The organism is Luteimonas yanweni (assembly GCF_039548475.1).
Lineage (GTDB): Bacteria > Pseudomonadota > Gammaproteobacteria > Xanthomonadales > Xanthomonadaceae > Luteimonas.
In genome coordinates this window covers 24,285-42,390 of the sequence record NZ_JBCLVC010000008.1, presented here as the reverse complement: position 1 = coordinate 42,390, position 18,106 = coordinate 24,285, and the positions used below count along the sequence as shown (strand labels likewise).

Annotated in this window: 17 protein-coding genes; 7 read left to right on the top strand and 10 right to left on the bottom strand. The window is 73.1% G+C overall.

Going from position 1 to position 18,106, the window contains the following annotated elements; all coding sequences use genetic code 11:
• Positions 1-10 precede the first annotated feature (10 nt).
• The 4 genes from WCE39_RS04275 to WCE39_RS04260 all read left to right on the top strand — a co-directional run bounded on the left by WCE39_RS04275 (position 11) and on the right by WCE39_RS04260 (position 3,609).
• Positions 11-970, top strand: a complete 960-nt coding sequence (locus WCE39_RS04275; protein ID WP_343275471.1) for an acetyl-CoA carboxylase carboxyltransferase subunit alpha — start codon at positions 11-13, stop codon at positions 968-970.
• A gap of 91 nt (positions 971-1,061) precedes the next feature.
• Positions 1,062-2,435, top strand: coding sequence for a tRNA lysidine(34) synthetase TilS (gene tilS, locus WCE39_RS04270; RefSeq protein WP_452299562.1), 1,374 nt, complete (start codon positions 1,062-1,064; stop codon positions 2,433-2,435).
• A 9-nt stretch (positions 2,436-2,444) separates the two neighbouring features.
• Positions 2,445-2,711 carry an exodeoxyribonuclease VII small subunit gene (locus tag WCE39_RS04265; protein WP_343275470.1) on the top strand — a complete coding sequence of 89 codons (267 nt, stop codon included), beginning with the start codon at positions 2,445-2,447 and terminating at the stop codon, positions 2,709-2,711.
• Entirely contained in the window at positions 2,704-3,609 is a 906-nt protein-coding gene (locus WCE39_RS04260; RefSeq protein WP_343275469.1) for a polyprenyl synthetase family protein, read from the top strand. The genes WCE39_RS04265 and WCE39_RS04260 overlap by 8 nt, the downstream gene beginning before the upstream one ends.
• A gap of 5 nt (positions 3,610-3,614) precedes the next feature.
• Here WCE39_RS04260 and WCE39_RS04255 read toward each other — a convergent pair whose 3' ends face one another.
• Together WCE39_RS04255 and pmbA are read right to left on the bottom strand one after the other, a co-directional pair.
• On the bottom strand, positions 3,615-4,052 hold the full coding sequence (locus tag WCE39_RS04255; protein ID WP_343275468.1) for a DUF4870 domain-containing protein: 438 nt from the start codon (positions 4,050-4,052) through the stop codon (positions 3,615-3,617).
• An 86-nt stretch (positions 4,053-4,138) separates the two neighbouring features.
• The gene (pmbA, locus tag WCE39_RS04250; protein WP_452299567.1) at positions 4,139-5,503 is read right to left on the bottom strand and encodes a metalloprotease PmbA; all 1,365 of its coding nucleotides are present in this window, start codon (positions 5,501-5,503) and stop codon (positions 4,139-4,141) included.
• 56 nt (positions 5,504-5,559) lie between these two features.
• Here pmbA and yjgA point away from each other — a divergent pair, with 56 nt between their 5' ends.
• Positions 5,560-6,147, top strand: coding sequence for a ribosome biogenesis factor YjgA (gene yjgA / locus WCE39_RS04245; protein ID WP_343275466.1), 588 nt, complete (start codon positions 5,560-5,562; stop codon positions 6,145-6,147).
• A 61-nt stretch (positions 6,148-6,208) separates the two neighbouring features.
• Here yjgA and tldD read toward each other — a convergent pair whose 3' ends face one another.
• The 4 genes from tldD to WCE39_RS04225 form a co-directional block, all read right to left on the bottom strand.
• Positions 6,209-7,651: a metalloprotease TldD gene (gene tldD / locus WCE39_RS04240; protein ID WP_343275465.1), complete on the bottom strand. Its 1,443-nt coding sequence runs from the start codon at positions 7,649-7,651 to the stop codon at positions 6,209-6,211.
• Positions 7,652-7,714: 63 nt separating this feature from the next.
• Positions 7,715-11,650: a YhdP family protein gene (locus tag WCE39_RS04235; protein ID WP_343275464.1), complete on the bottom strand. Its 3,936-nt coding sequence runs from the start codon at positions 11,648-11,650 to the stop codon at positions 7,715-7,717.
• 27 nt (positions 11,651-11,677) lie between these two features.
• Positions 11,678-13,177 carry a ribonuclease G gene (rng, locus tag WCE39_RS04230; RefSeq protein WP_343275463.1) on the bottom strand — a complete coding sequence of 500 codons (1,500 nt, stop codon included), beginning with the start codon at positions 13,175-13,177 and terminating at the stop codon, positions 11,678-11,680.
• Positions 13,174-13,767 carry a Maf family protein gene (locus WCE39_RS04225; RefSeq protein ID WP_343275462.1) on the bottom strand — a complete coding sequence of 198 codons (594 nt, stop codon included), beginning with the start codon at positions 13,765-13,767 and terminating at the stop codon, positions 13,174-13,176. Before WCE39_RS04225 ends, rng begins: the two co-directional genes overlap by 4 nt.
• Positions 13,768-13,889: 122 nt before the next feature.
• On the opposite strand from WCE39_RS04225, the gene WCE39_RS04220 reads away from it, so the two are divergent.
• Positions 13,890-14,630, top strand: coding sequence for an SIMPL domain-containing protein (locus WCE39_RS04220; protein WP_343275461.1), 741 nt, complete (start codon positions 13,890-13,892; stop codon positions 14,628-14,630).
• A gap of 74 nt (positions 14,631-14,704) precedes the next feature.
• The gene (locus WCE39_RS04215) at positions 14,705-15,412 is read left to right on the top strand and encodes an energy transducer TonB (RefSeq protein WP_343275460.1); all 708 of its coding nucleotides are present in this window, start codon (positions 14,705-14,707) and stop codon (positions 15,410-15,412) included.
• 30 nt (positions 15,413-15,442) lie between these two features.
• Here WCE39_RS04215 and rlmH read toward each other — a convergent pair whose 3' ends face one another.
• The 4 genes from rlmH to holA are packed head-to-tail and all read right to left on the bottom strand — an operon-like array spanning position 15,443 to position 18,093.
• Positions 15,443-15,913, bottom strand: a complete 471-nt coding sequence (gene rlmH, locus WCE39_RS04210; RefSeq protein ID WP_343275459.1) for a 23S rRNA (pseudouridine(1915)-N(3))-methyltransferase RlmH — start codon at positions 15,911-15,913, stop codon at positions 15,443-15,445.
• 5 nt (positions 15,914-15,918) lie between these two features.
• The gene (gene rsfS / locus WCE39_RS04205) at positions 15,919-16,353 is read right to left on the bottom strand and encodes a ribosome silencing factor (protein WP_343275458.1); all 435 of its coding nucleotides are present in this window, start codon (positions 16,351-16,353) and stop codon (positions 15,919-15,921) included.
• A gap of 28 nt (positions 16,354-16,381) precedes the next feature.
• Positions 16,382-17,059, bottom strand: coding sequence for a nicotinate-nucleotide adenylyltransferase (gene nadD, locus WCE39_RS04200; RefSeq protein ID WP_343275457.1), 678 nt, complete (start codon positions 17,057-17,059; stop codon positions 16,382-16,384).
• Entirely contained in the window at positions 17,056-18,093 is a 1,038-nt protein-coding gene (holA, locus tag WCE39_RS04195; RefSeq protein WP_343275456.1) for a DNA polymerase III subunit delta, read from the bottom strand. The genes nadD and holA overlap by 4 nt, the downstream gene beginning before the upstream one ends.
• Positions 18,094-18,106: the final 13 nt, after the last annotated feature.

The window sequence follows — 18,106 nt, the reverse complement described above, 5'->3', positions numbered from 1 at the left end:
GCAGCCGCCGATGAATCCCAACTACCTAGATTTCGAACAGCCCATCGCGGACCTGGAAGCCAGGATCCAGGACCTGCGCCAGGCCAGCTCCGGCCCGGGCGTCAACATCGATGCGGAGCTCCGCACCCTGCAGAACAAGCTGCGCCTGCGCACCGCGCAGATCTTCCGCGACCTCAGCCCCTGGCAGGTCTCGCAGCTCGCACGCCACCCGGCACGGCCCTATACCAACGACTACATCCGCTACGTCTGCGACGAGTTCCAGGAGCTGGCCGGCGACCGCGCGTATTCCGACGACGCCGCCATCGTCGGTGGCATCGGCCGCATCAACGGCCGCAGCGTGATGATCATCGGCCACCAGAAGGGCCGCGACACCAAGGCCAAGGTGCGTCGCAACTTCGGCATGCCGCGCCCCGAGGGCTACCGCAAGGCGCTGCGCCTGATGAAGATGGCCGAGCGCTTCAGGCTGCCGCTGCTGACCTTCATCGACACGCCCGGTGCCTACCCCGGCATCGGCGCCGAGGAGCGCGGCCAGTCCGAGGCCATCGCCCGCAACCTGATGGAGATGGCCGAGCTGAAGACGCCCATCGTCTGCACGGTGATCGGCGAAGGCGGTTCCGGCGGCGCGCTGGCGATCGGCGTCGGCGACCGCACGGTGATGCTGGAATACAGCACCTATTCGGTGATCTCGCCCGAGGGCTGCGCGTCGATCCTGTGGAAGGACGCGGGCAAGGCCAAGGACGCCGCCGAGCAGCTGGGGCTCACCGCCAAACGCCTGCTGGGCCTGGGCCTGGTCGACAAGATGGTGCGCGAGCCGATCGGCGGCGCGCACCGCAATCCCCGGCAGATGGCGCTCCGCCTGAAGGCGGTGCTGGCCAACGAGATCGACGCGCTGGAAAGCCTGCCCGTCGACGCGCTGCTGGAAAAGCGCTACCGGCGCCTGCGCGGCTACGGCGCCTACGAAGCCGCCTGACACCCGGCCGGCCGCGCGTGGTCGCATGGACTTCGCCTGCCGGCAATCCGCTGCGTAGCCGATGAACCCCGAGCCGCCCGATGGCATTCGCATGGAGCGCCTGCTCCCGGAGCACATGTTCACGGTCCCGGACGATGGCGCCGGCACCGCGATCACCGTCGCCCTGAGCGGCGGGCTCGATTCCAGCGTGCTCCTGCACCGGCTCGCGGCACTGCCCGCGATCCGCGCGCGCCGCCTGCGCGCACTCCACGTGCATCACGGCCTGCATCCCGATGCCGATGCGTGGGCCGCCCACTGCAGCGCGACCTGCGCCGCGCTGGGCGTGCCGCTGGCGGTGCGGCGGGTCGCGGTGGAGCGCGACAGCGGCCTGGGCCTGGAAGGCGCGGCGCGCGCGGCGCGACACGCGGCGTTGGCGGAAGCGCTCGGCGAGGACGAAGTGCTTGCGCTCGCCCACCACCAGGACGACCAGGCCGAAACCTTCCTGCTGCGCGCCTTGCGCGCCTCCGGCCCCGATGGACTGGCGGCGATGCGTCCCTGGCGCCGCTTCGCCGCCGGCTGGATGTGGCGCCCCCTGCTGTCCCTGCCACGCGCCCGCCTGGAGGCCTGGGCGCGTGCCCGGGACCTGGCCTGGATCGAGGATCCGGCCAACGCCGACCCGATGCACGACCGGACGCTTCTCCGCCGGACCGTGCTGCCGTTGCTGCGCCAGCGCTGGCCGGGCGCGGACGCGGCGCTGGCGCGCAGCGCCGCGCTGTGCGCCGGGGCGGTGGACCTGCTCGCCGTGCACGACGCCGCCGCGCTCGACGACCTGATGGCCACCGCGACGGAAACTGCCGGGCGGGCCGCCGTGGCCGGGAATGGTGATCGCGAGGACGCCCGCAATCACGACCGGACCCTGCCGATCGCCCCGCTGAAGACCATGCCATCCGCGCAGCGCGCACGCCTGCTCCGCGCCTGGGTCGGCGGCCTTGGGCTGCCACCGCTGACGGCATCGGCCATCCAGGGCATCGAGGGCCTGCTGGAGGCCCGCGGCGACGGCGCCGCCGCATGCCGCTGGGCAAACGCGTGCGTCCGCGCATGGCGCGACCGGCTCCACGCCATGCCGCTGCAGGCGCTGGTCCAGCTCGGGCCCGGATGGGCACGCCCCTGGGACGGCCGCGCGCCGCTGCCGCTGCCCGGCGGCGGCAGCCTCGCGCTTGAAGGCGCAGACGCCTTCGATGCGCCGCTGCACGCACATGCGCGCCGCGGCGGCGAACGCATCCACCTGCCCGGCCGGACCCATTCGCATGCACTGAAGCAGCTGCTGCAGGACGCCGGCATCGCACCGTGGCAGCGCGCGCGCATGCCGCTGCTGTCCCACGCCTCCGGCCGGCTGCTGGCCGCGGGTGACGGCATCGTGGACGCGTCGCTGCACGCCTGGCTCGAGGCACGCGGCGCCAGGCTGCGCTGGCGGGACATGGCGTAAACTGGCCCCATGCCAAGCACGCCCGATTCCGCCAACGCCACGTCCCCCGTCGCCGACTTCGAAGCCTCGCTCGACTCGCTTGAGCAGCTGGTCGAAAAGATGGAGCGCGGCGAAATGAGCCTGGAAGACTCGCTCGCCGCCTACGAACGCGGCGTCGGCCTGTACCGTCGCTGCCAGCAGGCGCTGGAAGCCGCCGAACTGCGCGTGCGCCTGCTCACCGATCCGCAGCAGCCTGGCTCGGCCACCGCATTCCCGGCCAGCGGCGACGATGCCTGACACCAGCGCCGCGGACGCCACCGCGGCACGGTTCGAGGCCTGGCGCCAGCGCATCGACGGCGTGCTTGAAGCCGCGCTTGCCGACCATCCCGCGGCCGAACAACGCCTGGGCGCTGCCATGCGCCACGCCGTGCTGCTCGGCGGCAAGCGTATGCGCCCGCTGCTGGTCTACGCCGCCGGAAGCGCCTTCGGCGCCGCGGAGTCCGCGCTCGATGCGCCCGCGGCGGCCATCGAACTGGTCCACGCCTATTCCCTGGTCCACGACGACCTGCCGGCGATGGACGACGACGACCTGCGCCGCGGCCAGCCCACGGTGCACGTCGCCTTCGACGAGGCCACCGCGATCCTGGCCGGTGATGCCCTGCAGTCCCTGGCCTTCGCCGTGCTTGCCGAGGCCCACGTCGGCGACGACGCGCGCGTGGCGATGATGCGCGAGCTGGCCCGGGCCGCCGGTGCGGCCGGCATGTGCGGTGGCCAGGCCCTGGACCTGGCCGCGACCGGCCGTGGTTCCGCGTCCAGCCTCGAGGCCCTCGAACGCCTGCATACGCTCAAGACCGGCGCCCTGATCCGCGCCGCGCTGCGCATGGGCGCGATCGCCGCCGGTGCCGGGCCCGGCGAGCGCCAGCGGCTCGACGACTTCGCCGGCGCCCTGGGCTTGGCGTTCCAGATCCGCGACGACCTGCTCGACGTCGAGAGCGAAAGCACCATCCTGGGCAAGACCGCCGGCAAGGACGCGGCGCAGGACAAGGCGACCTTCCCCGCCCTGATCGGTCCGGCGGCATCACGCGCGCGACTGGCCGGGCTGGCCGCGGCCATGGACGCCGCGCTCGCGCCCATCGGCCCCGATGGCGCCACGCTGGCCGCCCTGGGCACGCTGGCGATCCACCGCTCGCACTGAGTGCCTCAGAACAGGCGCAGCGTCAGCGGATAGCGATAGGCCTGGCCGTTCCATGCGCGGGCGATCGCGACCACGCTGCATACAAGCCACATCACCGCGATCGCGCAATAGGCCAGCAGGAGCAGCAGTCCAGCCGGCAGCGTCACGATCGCGCCCAGGCCCAGGGTCAACACGGTGGCGCCGACCAGCACGATGCCGATCGCCGTGGCCGCGCAGGCGTAGATGAACATGCTCAGGTTGAAGTTCAGCGCCTCGCGCGCGTGCTCCGCGACGAACGCCGACCGGTCGCGCTTGAACAGGTACACCGCACCGGCGCCAAGCATGCCGGCCGCGCCCGCGATCCAGCCGGTGCACAGGGCCAGGACCAGCGCGGCCAGGTGCGCCAATGCGGCCCACTGGCGTTCGGACGGCGTGCTGGCGACGAGAGGAAGGGGATTGCCCATTGATCCGGCTCCGGCCGGAAACAGTCCGGCCCAGGACGATGATGGGGCCGCCGCATGCGCAGGCAACCCAACTGATGGGCCAGGCCTCAGTCGCTGCCCGCCACCGTCATCCCGCCAACCAGGATCGAACCGGTGCGGATGTGCGACCGCGGGTCGACGTCGGTGCCGACCGCTTCGATCGCCATGAACATGTCGCGCAGGTTGCCGGCCACGGTGATGCCGTCGACCGGGCGCACGATAGCGCCGCCTTCCACCAGGAAGCCAGACGCCCCGCGCGAGTAGTCGCCGGTGATCGTGTTCACGCCCTGCCCCATCAGGTTGGTGACCACCAGTCCGCGGTCCATGCCAGCGACCAGCGCGTCGAAACCGCCGGCGTTCGCCGCGACCTCGAGGTTGTGCACGCCGCCGGCGTTGGCGGTGGTCTCCAGCCCGAGCCGGCGCGCGGAGTAGCTGCCCAGCACATAGCGCTGCAGCACGCCGGCGTCGACCAGGGCCGATTCACGCGTGGCCACGCCTTCGGCATCGAAGGAGGCGGAGCGCAGGCCGCGCGCCAGGAAGGGGCGCTCGTGGATCGCGAACCAGTCCGGAAACAGCTGCGTGCCGGCGGCATCGACCAGGAAGCTGGCGCCGCGGTACAGCGCCCCGCCGGACACCGCGCCCAGCAGGTGGCCAATCAGCGAACGGGCGACGTCCGCCGAAAACAGCACCGGGTAGCGGCCGGTCGCGAGCGGGGCCGGGTCCAGGCGCGCGAGCGTGCGCCGGGCCGCCATCCGGCCGATCGCGCTTGCGGGGTCCAGGTCGCCCGCGGCCAGGGCGTAGCTGTACCAGCCATCGCGCTGCATGCCTTCCCCGCGGCCGGCGATCAGCGCGCAGGACAGGCTGTGGTGGCTGCCGCGCTCGGCGCCGACAAAGCCGTGCGAGTTGGCGTACACGCCCAGCGACGTGCCGCTGCCGACACCGGCACCGTCGGAATTGGTGATCCGCGGGTCGGCGTCGCGGCCGGCCTGCTCGGCCGCCAGCGCCAGCGCGACCGCGCCCTGCGCGTCGATGTCCCACGGGTGCCAGGTGTCGAAGTCGCGCAGGTCGCGCGCCATCAGCGCGGCATCCGCCAGCCCGGCGGCGGCATCGTCTTCAGTGTGGCGCGCGATGGCGCAGGCCTGTTCGACGGTCGCCGCCAGGCTCTCCTCGCGCAGGTCGGCCGTGCTGGCGCTGCCCTTGCGCTGGCCGAAGTAGACGGTGACGGCGATGCCGCGATCCTGCGTGGATTCCACCGACTCCACTTCGCCCATGCGCACGTTGACGTTGAGGCCGCGGTCCTCGGTGGACGCGACCTCGGCCTGGGTCGCCCCGGCGGCGCGGCAGCGGTCGAGCAGCTGTCCGGCGATGGCCTCCAGGCGCGCCAGGCGCTCGCGGCTGTCATCGTGGACGGGGGCGTGATCGGTGGTGGCGATGGTCAATGCCTTATCCTTCGTGTTCTTGAAATGGCTCAACGGACGGCTGGAACGACATGCGCGGCAAGGACGAAGACAGCGGCGAATTCCTCGGCCCCAGCCGCAGCGCGCAGCGCCGCGAGGCGCTGGACGTGCTGGAACTGGCCAAACAGCTGGTCGAACTGGACGCTGGCAAGCTGGCGAAGCTGCCGCTGGGCGAGCACCTGCTGCCGCACATCGCACAGGCGCGGCGCATCAGCTCGCACATCGCGCGCAAGCGCGAGGTCGCCTTCCTGGCCAAGCAGCTGCGCCGCGAGGACGAGGACGCCCTGGACGCACTGCACGACGCGCTCGACGTCGGTGGCGAGGCCGCGCGCCTGGACACCGCGCGCCTGCACCGCGCCGAGGAGTGGCGCGAGCGCCTGCTCGGCGAAGACGGCGACCTCGCGCTGGCGGCGCTCATCGACGGCTTCCCCGGCGCCGACAGCCAGCGACTGCGGCAGCTGGTGCGCAACGCGCTGGCCGAGCGCAAGGCCAACAAGCCGCCGCGCGCCTTCCGCGAGCTGTACCGCGAAATCCGCGCCCTGCTGGACGCGGAAGGCACCGGGGAAAGCGGCCGGTCGGCAGGCGATGACAGCGAAGACCACCTGCAGGAGCGGCTGTAGCCGCGATCTCGCCGTCGCACGGCCGGCATCGCGGCTGTAGCCGCTCCCACAGCACCCGGGTTCACGCGCGGGTACCGCCGACCGTGATCCCGTCGACCAGCAGCGATGGCTGGCCCACGCCGACCGGGACGCTCTGCCCGTCCTTGCCGCAGATGCCCACGCCGTCATCGAGCGCCATGTCGTGCCCGACCATGCGCACCTTCTGCATCGTCTCCGGGCCGCTGCCGATCAGCGTCGCGCCCTTCACCGGCGCGGTCACCTTCCCGTCCTCGATCAGATAGGCCTCGGTGGCCGAGAACACGTACTTGCCGCTGGTGATGTCGACCTGGCCGCCGCCGAAGTTGACCGCGTACAGCCCCTTCTTCACCGAGCGAATCATGTCGGCCGGGTCGTCCTTGCCGGCGAGCATGTAGGTATTGGTCATGCGCGGCATCACCAGGTGCGCGAAGGATTCGCGGCGGCCGTTGCCGGTCGGCGCCACGCCCATGAGTCGTGCGTTGAGCGTGTCCTGCATGTAGCCCACCAGCACGCCGTCCTCGATCAGGGTGGTGCACTGCGTGGGCGTGCCTTCGTCGTCGACGTTCAAGGAGCCGCGGCGCCTGTCGAGCGTGCCGTCGTCGACGATGGTCACGCCCGGGGCCGCCACGCGCTGGCCCATGCGGCCGGCATAGGTGCTGGTGCCCTTGCGGTTGAAGTCGCCCTCAAGGCCGTGGCCGACGGCTTCGTGCAGCAGCACGCCGGGCCAGCCACTGCCCAGCACCACCGGCATCACGCCGGCCGGGGCGTCGATCGCCTCCAGGTTCACCAGCGCCTGGCGCAGCGCTTCACGCGCGAACTTCTCCGGCTGCCCGTCGCCCAGCAACTCTGCGTACGAGTAGCGCCCGCCATAGCCGGCATAGCCGCTCTCGCGGCGGCCGCCCTGTTCCACGATCACCTGGATATTGAGGCGCACCAGCGGGCGCACGTCGCCGGCGACCACGCCGTCCGAGCGCGCCACGAAGACGGTGTCTACGCCGCCCGACAGGCTCACCATCACCTGTTTCACCCGCGGGTCGGCCGCGCGCAGCAGGCGGTCCACGCGGCGCAGGGCTTCGACCTTGGCGTCGTTGGCCATGCCATCGACAGGATCCTCGGGCGCGTACAGCGCGCGCGCGCCGGCCGGAACCAGGGCCTGCACGCGCCGTTCGGCGCCGCTGTGGGCAATCGCGCGCGCGGAGCCTGCCGCCGACAGGAGCGATTCGGCGTTGATGTCGTCGGCATAGGCGAAGCCGGTCTTCTCGCCGCTGATCGCGCGCACGCCCACGCCCTGCTCGATCGAGTGCGCACCGTCCTTGACGATGCCGTCCTCGACCGTCCAGCTCTCGCGCCGCGCGTGCTGGAAATAGATGTCGCCGAAGTCGATCCCGGGACCCAGCAGGGTCCCGAAGGCGCGGTCCAGGCCGCCGCCGTCCAGGCCCGCGGGCAGCAGCAGGCGTGTTTCGGCTATGGCAAGGGCTTGGGTCATGGTGGGGTCGGGCTCCGGATCACGGGAAGTCATCACACAGACGTGCGGGCGCGGGCCCGCGGATCAAGGCCGCGGGTCCGCGGACGGCCCGGACGCAGGCTCCGGCACGGGCGCGGATCCGGGCGCATCACGCGGATCGATCGCGGGCCGGAGCGCATCCTCCGCCGGGGGCGGCATCTCCCGGCCCTCGACCACGACCTTCGGATCCTTCCACGGCCCGGTGACGTGGTACCGGCGCGCGCCCATGCGGGCCAGCGGCTTCTCCAGCACCACGTTGGCCACCGCGCCGACGGCCGCGCCGACCGGGCCCGCGGTGATCGCGCCCACCGCGGTGAGCAGGCTCCCCGTGCGCGGGAACACGTCGATCACCTGGTCATAGGCCTGCGCGCGCAGGTCGGCACTGCCGCCGATGCGGATCTCGGCGGCGGGTCCGTCGATCACCAGCCCGTCGCCGCGCGCCATGCCGCCGGCGAACTCCACGCCACCGCCGATCCGGTTGAAGGCGAAGCCGCGCGAGAAGAAATCCCGGAAGTCGAGCATCAGCCGGCGCGGGAGCTCGGCGATGCTGAGCAGGCCCAGCACGCGGCCCGCCCCGGGCTCGACTTCGACCAGGCGCCCGTCCTTGACCGTGAGGTCCAGGCGGCCTTCGAGCCCGCCGAGCCGGAAGCCGGCGGGCGATCCGGGCCAGGAGCCCGCGAAGCGCGCCGTGCCCTCTCCGCCGTCCATGCGCCCGGCCATGCCGAAGCCGTCGAGCAGGGCGCCGAAGTCCTCGCTGTCCACCGCCACCTGCATCCGCGTGCGCGCCTGCGCGCCGCGGCCGATCCAGGCGCCCTGGACGTCGATCGACTGCCCCGGCGCGCGCAACTGCAGCGAATCGACCCGCAGGCCGCCCTCGGTCGGGCGCGTGCGCAGGTCCAGCCTGCCCAGCGAGGCATTGGCGACGCGCAGCTCATCGATCACGAGCGCCAGCGGCGGGACCGCCGCCGGATCGACGTCGGCATCGGCGGCGGCGCGCGGCGCCGTCGCGTCCGACGCCGCGGCCGCGGTGCCGGCGCTGCGCCAGTACAGGCGCTGCAAGTGGCCCGAGAGCGCCGCACCCGGCGCCTGCGGGATGCGCAGGTTGCCCGCCAGCGCGGCGCCGTCGAAGCGCACCGCGGTGCCGCCCCGCTCCGGCCGCGCGACGATCCGCGTCTCGGGGAAGCTCGCGCCCAGCAGCTGCAGCCTGCCGGCGACCAGGTCAACGCCGCGCAGCGCGAGGCCGTCGCCCGCATCGCCGACATCGCCGCCATCGGTACCGTCGCCGCCGAACAGCGCCGCCCATTCCATCGCGTCCAGCACCGGCGTCCGGCCTTCGATGCGGATGCCGGCATCCGGCGGCGCCGCGTCGACGCGATCCCGGCCCAGCACCGCCAGCACGCCGGTGCGTCCGCCGCGGCTGCGGGCGCGCAGCGCGACGCGCGTGCCCAGCACCACGTCGATGTCGTCCTCGCCCATCGGCAGCGTCAGGTCGATGCGCGCCGGCAAGGGCTCGGCCGCCGGCTTGCCCAGCGGCTGTGGCAGCGTAAGGCGGGTGCCCACCAGGTCCGAGCGCAGCTGCAACCGGCCGCCTGCACCATCGCTGCCGGCGTCGACGGGCAGCCCGAGGGCCAGGGTCCAGGCCGAGCGCCCCGCCAGGTACGCGCCCAGCCAGGCGAGCTCCGGGGCGCGCGCTGCAAGCTCCGACGAGGCCAGGCTGGCCTCCATTTCGGCCTCGAAGGCCATGCCACGGTCGCGCACGTGCGGCCCGCCCGCGCGCAGGGACAGGCGACCCGGCTGGCCTTCGCGACGCACGCGCAGGCCATCGGCGATGAATCCCGACTGGTCGTAGCGCGCCTCCCCGCGGACGTCGTCGAAGGCCAGTTCCCAGCGTTTCTCGGCCAGCCGCGCACCCGACAGGGCCACCCGGCCCGACACCTGCAGTCCGTCCGCTCCGCCGCCATCGCCGCCCAGCGGAAGCACCATCGCGTAGCTGGCACGCAGCGGGCCGGACGCATCCAGCGCATCCAGCAGCGCCTCGCGCCCTTCGCGCAGCGGGCTGCCCCGGAGCAGCGCCAGCACCGGCGCAGCGTCCGCGGCGAAGGCGGTCGACAGCCGCAGCGGCGCCCGGTCGAAGTCGGTGATGCCGGCGCGCAGCGATTCCATGGACACGCCGCCCAGCTGCGCGCGACCTTCGAGGGCGAACCCGTTCGCGATGAAGTCCACGCGACCGTCGAGCGCCTCGACGGCGGGCCATCCCGGATCGAAGCGCACCACGGCGTCCTCGAGCCTGGCCGACGCATGGAACAGGCCATGCCCGGCGGCGCCGCCGGCCGCGGGGAACGGCCAGTCGTCCAGGTCGCCCGACACCACCGCCCGGCCCTCGAGCACCTGGCCGTCGACCAGCGCGGAGTCCAGCCACTGCACCGCCGCCGCCGGCATCAGGTGCCGGATCCAGAAGCGCTTCGCCACCGGCACCCGGGCGGCGTCGAGTTCGGCGGCCAGGTCGATGCGCGGGCGCGTTCCATCGCCCTCGAACGCCATGCCGCCGCGCACGTCGGCGCCGTAACCTTCGCCATCGATCCGCAGCGCGCCGGTTTGCACATGCCAACCGCCGCCGGCGGTCCAGGCCGCCACCTCGCCGCGCAGCCGCACCGCGTGCGCCGGCGGGCCAAAGCCCACCGGCCAGTCGACCCGGACGGTCGCCTCCGGGTCGGGAGTGAAGACCAGTCCGGCGGCATCGCCCTGCAGCTGTCCGGACAGACCCGACACGCCGGGCGCCCCCTCGTGCGGCCGGAACCCGAAGTCCTCGATGCGCGCGGTGGCGCGCAGCGCACCGCCGGCGTCGCCCGCCGCCTCCACCGCATGCAGGACGACGGAGGGCCGCGCGTCGCGCAACCAGTCGGCGAGTGCGGGCGGCACCGCCGGCACCAGCGGGGCCAGTGCCAGCAGCGCGCCGGCCTCGATGCGCTCGGCCACCACGGCGCGGCGCGCGCCACCCGCGAGCAGCAGCCCATCGAGCCGCTGTGCGTGCCCCTCGCCACCCATGCGCAGCCGCGGCGCGTCGAAGCGCCAGCCGCCGTCCAGCGCGGTCCACCGCGCATCGATATCGAGCGGCCCCATGTCCATTTCGCGCACGTGGCCTTGGCCTTCGTCGCCACCCAGGCGCAGGCCGTCGAGGGCCGCGCGCAGGGTCAGCGACTCCACGCGATAACCGCGCAGCCGCGCCCAGGCCTGGACCTGGCCCGACCCCGCCAGCGGGCCGATGCCACCCGCGCGCAGGTCCGACCACGCCGACAGGTCCGCCCGCCGCAGCGCCATCCAGGCGCGCGCATCGCCGCTGTCGCGATCAAGCTCGGCGGTGATGTCCAGCGGCGACTCCCCCGGCCGCATCCAGGCCCGTGCGGCCGCGCGCACGCGATCGCCGTCAACGCGCAGGCGCAGGTCGACCTCGCCCAGGCGCGAGGCGATGCCGAGGCGCGGCGCCGACACCTCGAGCACGCCATCCACCACCTGCAGTTCGCCCAGGCCTTCGAGCACGGCGAAGGGATCGCCGCCCGATTGCGCCTCGCCCGGCAGTCCCCGGACCCCCCAGCGACCGTCGTCGCCGCGTTCCAGCCGGAGTTCAAGGCCGCGCAGGCGCAATTCGGTGAACGAGCGCCCGGGCAGCAGGCCCGCGTACTGCGCCACCAGCACTTCGGCCTCGCCAATCGGGATCGCATCGGGCCCCTCGCCGATGCGCAGCCCGTCCAGGCGCAGCAGCGGGCCGCGCCGCGTCCAGGCCGTCTCCAGCGCGTCGAACGACACCGGCCGGCCCGCGCGCGCGCCAAGCCAGTCCGCGATCCGGTCCGGGTGGCGCTCGGCAAGCGGCAGCAGCTGGCTGGTGATCCCCGCGCCCAGCGCCATCAGCACCAGGCCGACGGCGAAGACGTACCAGGCGCCGCGCCGCGCGCGACGCAGGCCGCGGCGGAACGGGCCGGGCATCAGCGGCCCGCGCGCCGTGCGCGGGGCTCAGAGCAGCACGACATCGAACTGTTCCTGGAAGTACTGCTCGTCGGCCTGGAAACGGATGGTCTTGCCCAGGAATTCCTCGAGCTCGGCGACCGCGGCCGACTCCTCTTCGGTGATCCGCGCCACCACCTTGGGCGAGGCGATCACCAGCAGGCGTTCGGCGTCGAACTGGCGCACGGCGCGCACGATCTCGCGGAACACCTCGTAGGTCACCGTTTCGGCGGTCTTGAGCATGCCGCGGCCGCCGCACTCGTGGCAGGTCTCGCTGAGCTGGCGCTCCAGGCTTTCGACGGTGCGCTTGCGCGTCATCTCCACCAGGCCCAGCGGCGAGAAGTCGTAGACGGTGGTCTTGGCATGGTCGCGCGCGAGCGACTTCTCCAGCGTGCGCAGCACCTGGCGCCGGTGCTCGGCGTCGGTCATGTCGATGAAGTCGATGATGATGATGCCGCCAAGGTTGCGCAGCCGGAGCTGCCGCGCCACCGCCTGCGCCGCCTCCAGGTTGGTGCGGTACACCGTCTCCTCGAGGTTGCGCTGGCCCAGGAAGGAGCCGGTGTTGACGTCCACCGTGGTCATGGCCTCGGTCTGGTCGATCACCAGGTAGCCGCCGGACTTCAGCGGCACCTCGTTCTCCAGCGCACGGCCGATCTCGTCTTCCACGCCGTACAGATCAAAGACCGGGCGTGCGCCGCTGTAGTGCTCGATCTTCTCGGCCAGGCCCGGCATGTACTGCGCGGCGAAGGCCTTCAGGCGGTCGCAGGTCTCGCGCGAATCGACCTTCACCTTCTCGACATCGCGGCGCATCAGGTCGCGCACCGCGCGCATCGGCAGGGTCAGGTCCTCGTACACGCAGGCACCCACGCGGGCCTCGGCGACGCCGCGCTCGACCAGCGCCCAGGCGCGCGCCAGGTAGGCGACATCCTCGGCCAGTGCCTCGTCGGGCTGGCCCTCGGCGTTGGTGCGCACGATGTACCCGTGGCCGTTCGCCAGCGCACGCGCGCCGACCAGCGATTTCAGCCGCGCGCGCTCGGCCTCGTCCTCGATCCGCGCCGAGACGCCGATCACGCGCGACTGCGGCAGCAGCACCAGGTAGCGCGACGGAATGCTGATCTGGGTGGTCAGGCGCGCGCCCTTGCTGCCGATCGGGTCCTTGACCACCTGCACCACGACCTCCTGGCCGTCGCGCAGCAGCTCGCTGATCGGCGGCGTGGACTGCGGCGCGGGCTGGGCCGGGCCGGGGCCGGGTTCTTCGACGGCCAGGTCCTCGGCGCGGCCGGGCCGCAGTACGTCGTTGGCGTGCAGGAAGGCCGCGCGCTCCAGGCCGACGTCGACGAACGCCGCCTGCATGCCGGGCATCACCCGCTGCACGCGTCCCTTGTAGATGTTGCCGACCACGCCGCGGCTCCAGCCGCGCTCGATGTGCAGCTCCTGGAGCATGCCGTTCTCGACCACGGCCACGCGCGTCTCGCGCGGGGTCACGTTGACCAGGATCTCCTCGCTCATGCGCCGGCCCCGCGCGGCGTGCGCGCGTGGATGCCGAAGTCGCGCAGCAGCGCGGCGGTCTCGTGCAGCGGCAGGCCCATGACACCGGAATAGCTGCCGGCCAGGCGGGTGACAAAGCGCTCCGCGCCGCCCTGGATGGCATAGGCGCCGGCGCGACCCATCGGTTCGCCGCTGGCGACGTAGTCGGCGATGTCGTCGTCGGACAGCGAAGCGAAGGTGACGTCGCTCGACACCGTGACCCGTGCCTCGCGCCCGGCGGACACCAGCGACACCGCCGTCAGCACACGGTGCGTGCGGCCCGACAGGCGGCTCAGCATGGCGGCTGCCGTGGCGGCGTCGGCTGGCTTGCCGAACACCTCGTCGTCCAGCACCACTTCGGTGTCCGAGCCCAGCACCACCGCGCCAGGCACCGCGACCACGCACAGCAGGCCGGCGCCGGCCTTGTCGCGGGCAACCCGGGCGACATAGCCTTCCGCCGATTCGCCGGGCGCACGCGCCTCCGGCACGTCGACGTCGAGCACGCCGAAGTCGAGTCCAAGGCGCGCCAGCAGTTCACGCCGGCGCGGCGATTTCGAGGCCAGGTGGAGCATGAAGGAAGGATACCGTGCCGGGCACGCGGCCAGCCGGAACGTTGCGCACGCAACCCCGTTCCGGCTCACGACCCGTTCACTCCACCGCATCGACCCTGTCCACGTCGCTTCCGGAGATCCACATGCGCCCGACCCTCATGCGTACGGCGACCACCGCCGCCCTCGCCATCACCCTCGCCCTTGGAAGCCTTGCCATGACCGCATCCGCCCAGACCGGCTACGCGGGCGCCACCAGCGACGGCACCCTGCTGTCGGTATCGGCGCGCGGCACCGCCAGCCGCGCGCCGGACATCGCCACGGCCTCGGCCGGCGTGGTGACGCAGGCCCCGGATGCCAACGCCGCGATGCGCGCCAACGCGGCGCAGATGACGCGCGTGATCGCGGCGATCCGCGCCGCGGGCATCGCCGAGAAGGACATCCAGACCTCCGGCATCAACATCAACCCCGACTATCGCCACGTCGAAAACCAGGCCCCGGTGATTTCGGGCTACAGCGCCAGCAACACCGTCAGCCTGAAGGTGCGCGACATCGCCACGCTGGGCGAGGTGCTTGACGCCCTGGTGGCCAGCGGCGCCAACAATGTCAACGGCCCCGGTTTCGGCATCGACCAGCCCGAGGTGGTCTACGACGAGGCGCGGCGCAAGGCGCTTGAGCTTGCCCGCGCCCGCGCCGACATGTATGCCCAGGCGCTGGACCTGCGGGTGCGCCGCATCGTGAGCATCAGTGAAGGCGGCAGCATCCCGCAGCCGCGACCCATGTACGCCATGCGCGCGGTGGCCATGGATGCGGAGTCGACTCCGGTGGCGCCGGGCGAGAACACGCTGGAGGCCAACCTGGAGGTCGTGTTCGAACTGGGGCGCTGACAACCCCGCGGCCGCCGGCCGCGCGTTGGCCCCCATGCAGCCGGCATCGTGCCGGCACAACGAGGAGGTGGTCCATGGTCCTGCAGCCCGAAGTCCGCAGTCCGTCGTCCGTCCCGCATGCCCGCCACGCGCCGCCTGTCGCCAACCGCCCGGACCCCGTACGCATCGCCGGGGTATCCGGAACGCTGCTGCTCAACGGGGCCCTGCTGCTGCTGATGCTGGCCCCGCTGTCCCGGCCCACGCCGGAGCCCGCGGGGCCCCGCGGCCTGGACACCGAATGGTTCGAACCCAGGCCGGTGCCGCCGCCTCCGCCGCCGGAGATCGTGCCGGTGGAGCGTCCGGTCACTCCGCCGGCGCCGACCGCGCCCGCGCAGCGGGTTGTCGAGCCCCGGCCCGTCACGGTCCCGCCACTGGTCGATGGCGGAAGCATCCCCGCCGATCCCGCCCCCGTCGTGGAGCAGGCAGCGGCCGACATCGCACCACCCGCCACGGGGCCGCTGACCGGCATGCGCCTCGCCTATGCCCAGGCCAGCGCACCGCCCTACCCGCGCGAAGCGCTGCGCGCGGGACTGCAGGGCACGGTGATGCTGCAGGTCCTGGTGGACATCGACGGCCGGCCGCTGCGGGTCCAGGTCCACGACGGCAGCGGCCATCGCGAGCTTGACGAGGCCGCGCGCCGCCATGTGTTGCGCCACTGGCGCTTCCAGCCGGCGATGCGCGACGGGCGCTCGGTACAGGCCATCGGCCTGGTCCCGATCGACTTCAGGCTCGACCGGGGCTGAGCCGCCGCCGGCGGCACGCGCCTGCGGGCGTCAGGCCCGGTGGTAGGGATGGTTGGCGAGCAGCGCCGCGGCGCGGTACAGCTGCTCGGCCAGCACCAGCCGCACCAGCATGTGCGGCAGGGTGAGCGGCCCGAGCGACCAGGATTCGTCGGCGCGGGCCAGCACGTCGTCGGCGTGGCCCTCGGGCCCGCCGACCAGGAATGCGAGATCCCGGCCCTGCCCGCGCCAGTGCTCCATGCGCGTGGACAGCGCTTCGGAATCCCAGGCCCGGCCACGACCGTCCAGCGCGACCACGTGCACGTCGCGCGGGAGCGCCGCCAGCACGCGCTGGCCTTCGTCATGGGTCGCGCGTACGGCGTCGCGGCCCTTGCCGCGGAGGCCGGGCGTGACTTCGACAAGTTCCAGCGGCAGCCAGTGCGACAGCCGCTTGCGGTATTCGGCGAAGCCCTCCGCGACCCAGCCCGGCGGGCGCTCGCCCACTGCGACCAGGCGCGCCTTCACCGGCCTCAGCCGTCGTCGCGGCCGTGGTCGCGCGGCTGGCCGGCGTCGTCAGCGGCATCCGGCGGCTGGTCGCCGACCGTCCACAGGCGCTCCAGGGCGTAGAACTCGCGCACGCGGGGCAGCATCACGTGAACCACCACGTCGCCCAGGTCCACCAGCACCCATTCCGCCTCGCGCTCGCCTTCCACGCCCAGCGGCTGGCAGTCCAGGCGCTTGGCGAACTTCACCACTTCGTCGGCGATCGACTTCACGTGCCGGGTCGAAGTTCCCGAGGCGACCACCATGAAGTCGCACACGCTGGTCTTGCCGCGCACGTCGATCTCGGTGACATCCACCGCCTTGAGTTCGGCAACGGCCTCAAGGACCGTGGACAGCAGCAGTTCCACGGATGGCGGCGGGTTGGGCAGGCTGGTCTTGATGACTTGCGCTTGGCTGGACAAGGACGGTGCTCGTTGGCGGGGGTGGGGATTATAGCGAAGGAGCCGTCGCGGCCCCGTATCCATAAAGCCGGCGTTCGCGGATGAACCCGGCCACCGCCGGCGGCAGCAGCGGCTCCCAGTCGCCGCCGGTGGCGATCAGCCGCCGCACCGCGGTCGAGGACTCGGGGCGCAGCCGCGGCAGCTCCAGCAGCGCGAAGCCGCCGGCCGGCGATCGGGACAGGTCGCCGGCCGGGCGCCGCCGGAAGCCCAGCTGGCGCTCCACCGCCGGGGCACGAGCGGCGATCTCGCCTTCGCCCAGCGGCGAGCCCGGGCGCGCGACCGCCAGCACGTGGCCGTGGGCGAATATCTCCTGCCAGCGATGCCAGCGGTCCAGCTGCAGCAGCGAATCCCCGCCCACCACCCAGGCGATCGGCCGATGCGGGCCGTGCGCCGCCCGCAGGAGGCGCAGCGTGTCCACTGTGTACGACGGGCCCTCGCGCCCGAGTTCAAGCGGATCGATGCGGAGTCCGGGCTCGCCGGCGACGGCCAGCTCGAGCATCCTGGCGCGCAGCGCGGCAGCGGCATGGGTCGCGTCCTTGTGCGGTGGATCGGCGGCCGGCACGAACGCCACGTCGGCACCGAGTGCATCGCGCACGGCCATGGCCACCGCCAGGTGGCCCAGGTGGACCGGATCGAAGCTGCCGCCGTAGCAGGCCAGCAGGGTCATGCCGCCAGCAGCGGCACGGCGCGCGGATCCGCGACCGCAAGCAGCAGGCGCTCCAGCAGCAGCCACTCGTCGCCCGCGCCGCGACCCTTGGCCACCCTGTCCACGTCTCCGGCAACCGCGACGAAACGCTCCCAGCGGGCGGCCGGGTGGCGATCCAGGGCGCGGCGATAGGCCGCTTCCTTCGAATCCCAGATCCGCTGGGCCTTGAACTCGGAGGCCAGGTTGCCGCCCCGCGCCTTGACCCGCGCCAGCGCGGCGGCGCGCTGCAGCTCCATCACCACCATGCCCATCAGCGCGGGCACCGCGGCGCCCTCGGCGCGCAGCCCGGCCAGCATGCGCAGCACCTGCACGCCCTCGCCGTTGAGTGCCGAATCGACCAGCCGGAACACGTCATAGCGCGCCGCGTCGGCCACCAGCGACTGCATGCCCGCCGCGTCCAGGGTGCCCTCCCCGGCCAGCAGGACCAGTTTGTCGATCTCCTGCGCGGCGGCGAGCAGGTTGCCCTGCACGCGCTCGAGCAGCAGCTGGACCGCGCCCCGGTCGGCGCGCACGCCATGGCGGCGCAGGCGCGCCTCGAGCCAGCCCTGCAGTTCATGCGGCTTCACCGGCCAGGCCACCGCGACCGCGCCGGCCGCGGCGATCGCCTGGCTCCACTTGCCGCCGTGCTTGCCGCTCCACTCACCGCCGGTGACGAGCATGCAGGTGTCGGGAGGCGGCGCGGCGCAGTAGTCGGTGATCACTTCGGCGCCACGCTTGCCCGGCTTCCCGGTCGGCAGGCGGACCTCGATCAGCCGCCGCGCCGAAAACAGGCTTGGCGCGCGCAGGCTGGCCTCGAGACCGTCCCAGTCGATGTCGCGGGTCTCGACTTCGAACACCTCGCGCTCGGCGTAGCCCTGGGCGCGCGCCTCCGCGCGGATCGCATCGGCGCACTCCAGCACCCGAAGGGGTTCGCCGCCAGCCACCAGGTACACGGGCGCCAGCGGGCCACGGGACAGGCCGCCGGCCAACTGTTCGGGACCGAGTTCGCGGGCCATGGCCGGACGCGGC

Coding starts and splice junctions, on each gene's coding strand:
- rng (WP_343275463.1), bottom strand. CDS start 13,177: ATGAGCGAGGAGATCCTGGTCAACGTGACCCCGCGCGAGACGCGCGTG.
- tilS (WP_452299562.1), top strand. CDS start 1,062: ATGGAGCGCCTGCTCCCGGAGCACATGTTCACGGTCCCGGACGATGGC.
- tldD (WP_343275465.1), bottom strand. CDS start 7,651: ATGACCCAAGCCCTTGCCATAGCCGAAACACGCCTGCTGCTGCCCGCG.
- WCE39_RS04235 (WP_343275464.1), bottom strand. CDS start 11,650: ATGCCCGGCCCGTTCCGCCGCGGCCTGCGTCGCGCGCGGCGCGGCGCC.
- WCE39_RS04255 (WP_343275468.1), bottom strand. CDS start 4,052: ATGGGCAATCCCCTTCCTCTCGTCGCCAGCACGCCGTCCGAACGCCAG.
- WCE39_RS04260 (WP_343275469.1), top strand. CDS start 2,704: ATGCCTGACACCAGCGCCGCGGACGCCACCGCGGCACGGTTCGAGGCC.
- WCE39_RS04265 (WP_343275470.1), top strand. CDS start 2,445: ATGCCAAGCACGCCCGATTCCGCCAACGCCACGTCCCCCGTCGCCGAC.
- yjgA (WP_343275466.1), top strand. CDS start 5,560: ATGCGCGGCAAGGACGAAGACAGCGGCGAATTCCTCGGCCCCAGCCGC.
- WCE39_RS04275 (WP_343275471.1), top strand. CDS start 11: ATGAATCCCAACTACCTAGATTTCGAACAGCCCATCGCGGACCTGGAA.
- WCE39_RS04225 (WP_343275462.1), bottom strand. CDS start 13,767: ATGCTCCACCTGGCCTCGAAATCGCCGCGCCGGCGTGAACTGCTGGCG.
- nadD (WP_343275457.1), bottom strand. CDS start 17,059: ATGACCCTGCTGGCCTGCTACGGCGGCAGCTTCGATCCGGTCCACCTG.
- WCE39_RS04215 (WP_343275460.1), top strand. CDS start 14,705: ATGGTCCTGCAGCCCGAAGTCCGCAGTCCGTCGTCCGTCCCGCATGCC.
- holA (WP_343275456.1), bottom strand. CDS start 18,093: ATGGCCCGCGAACTCGGTCCCGAACAGTTGGCCGGCGGCCTGTCCCGT.
- WCE39_RS04220 (WP_343275461.1), top strand. CDS start 13,890: ATGCGCCCGACCCTCATGCGTACGGCGACCACCGCCGCCCTCGCCATC.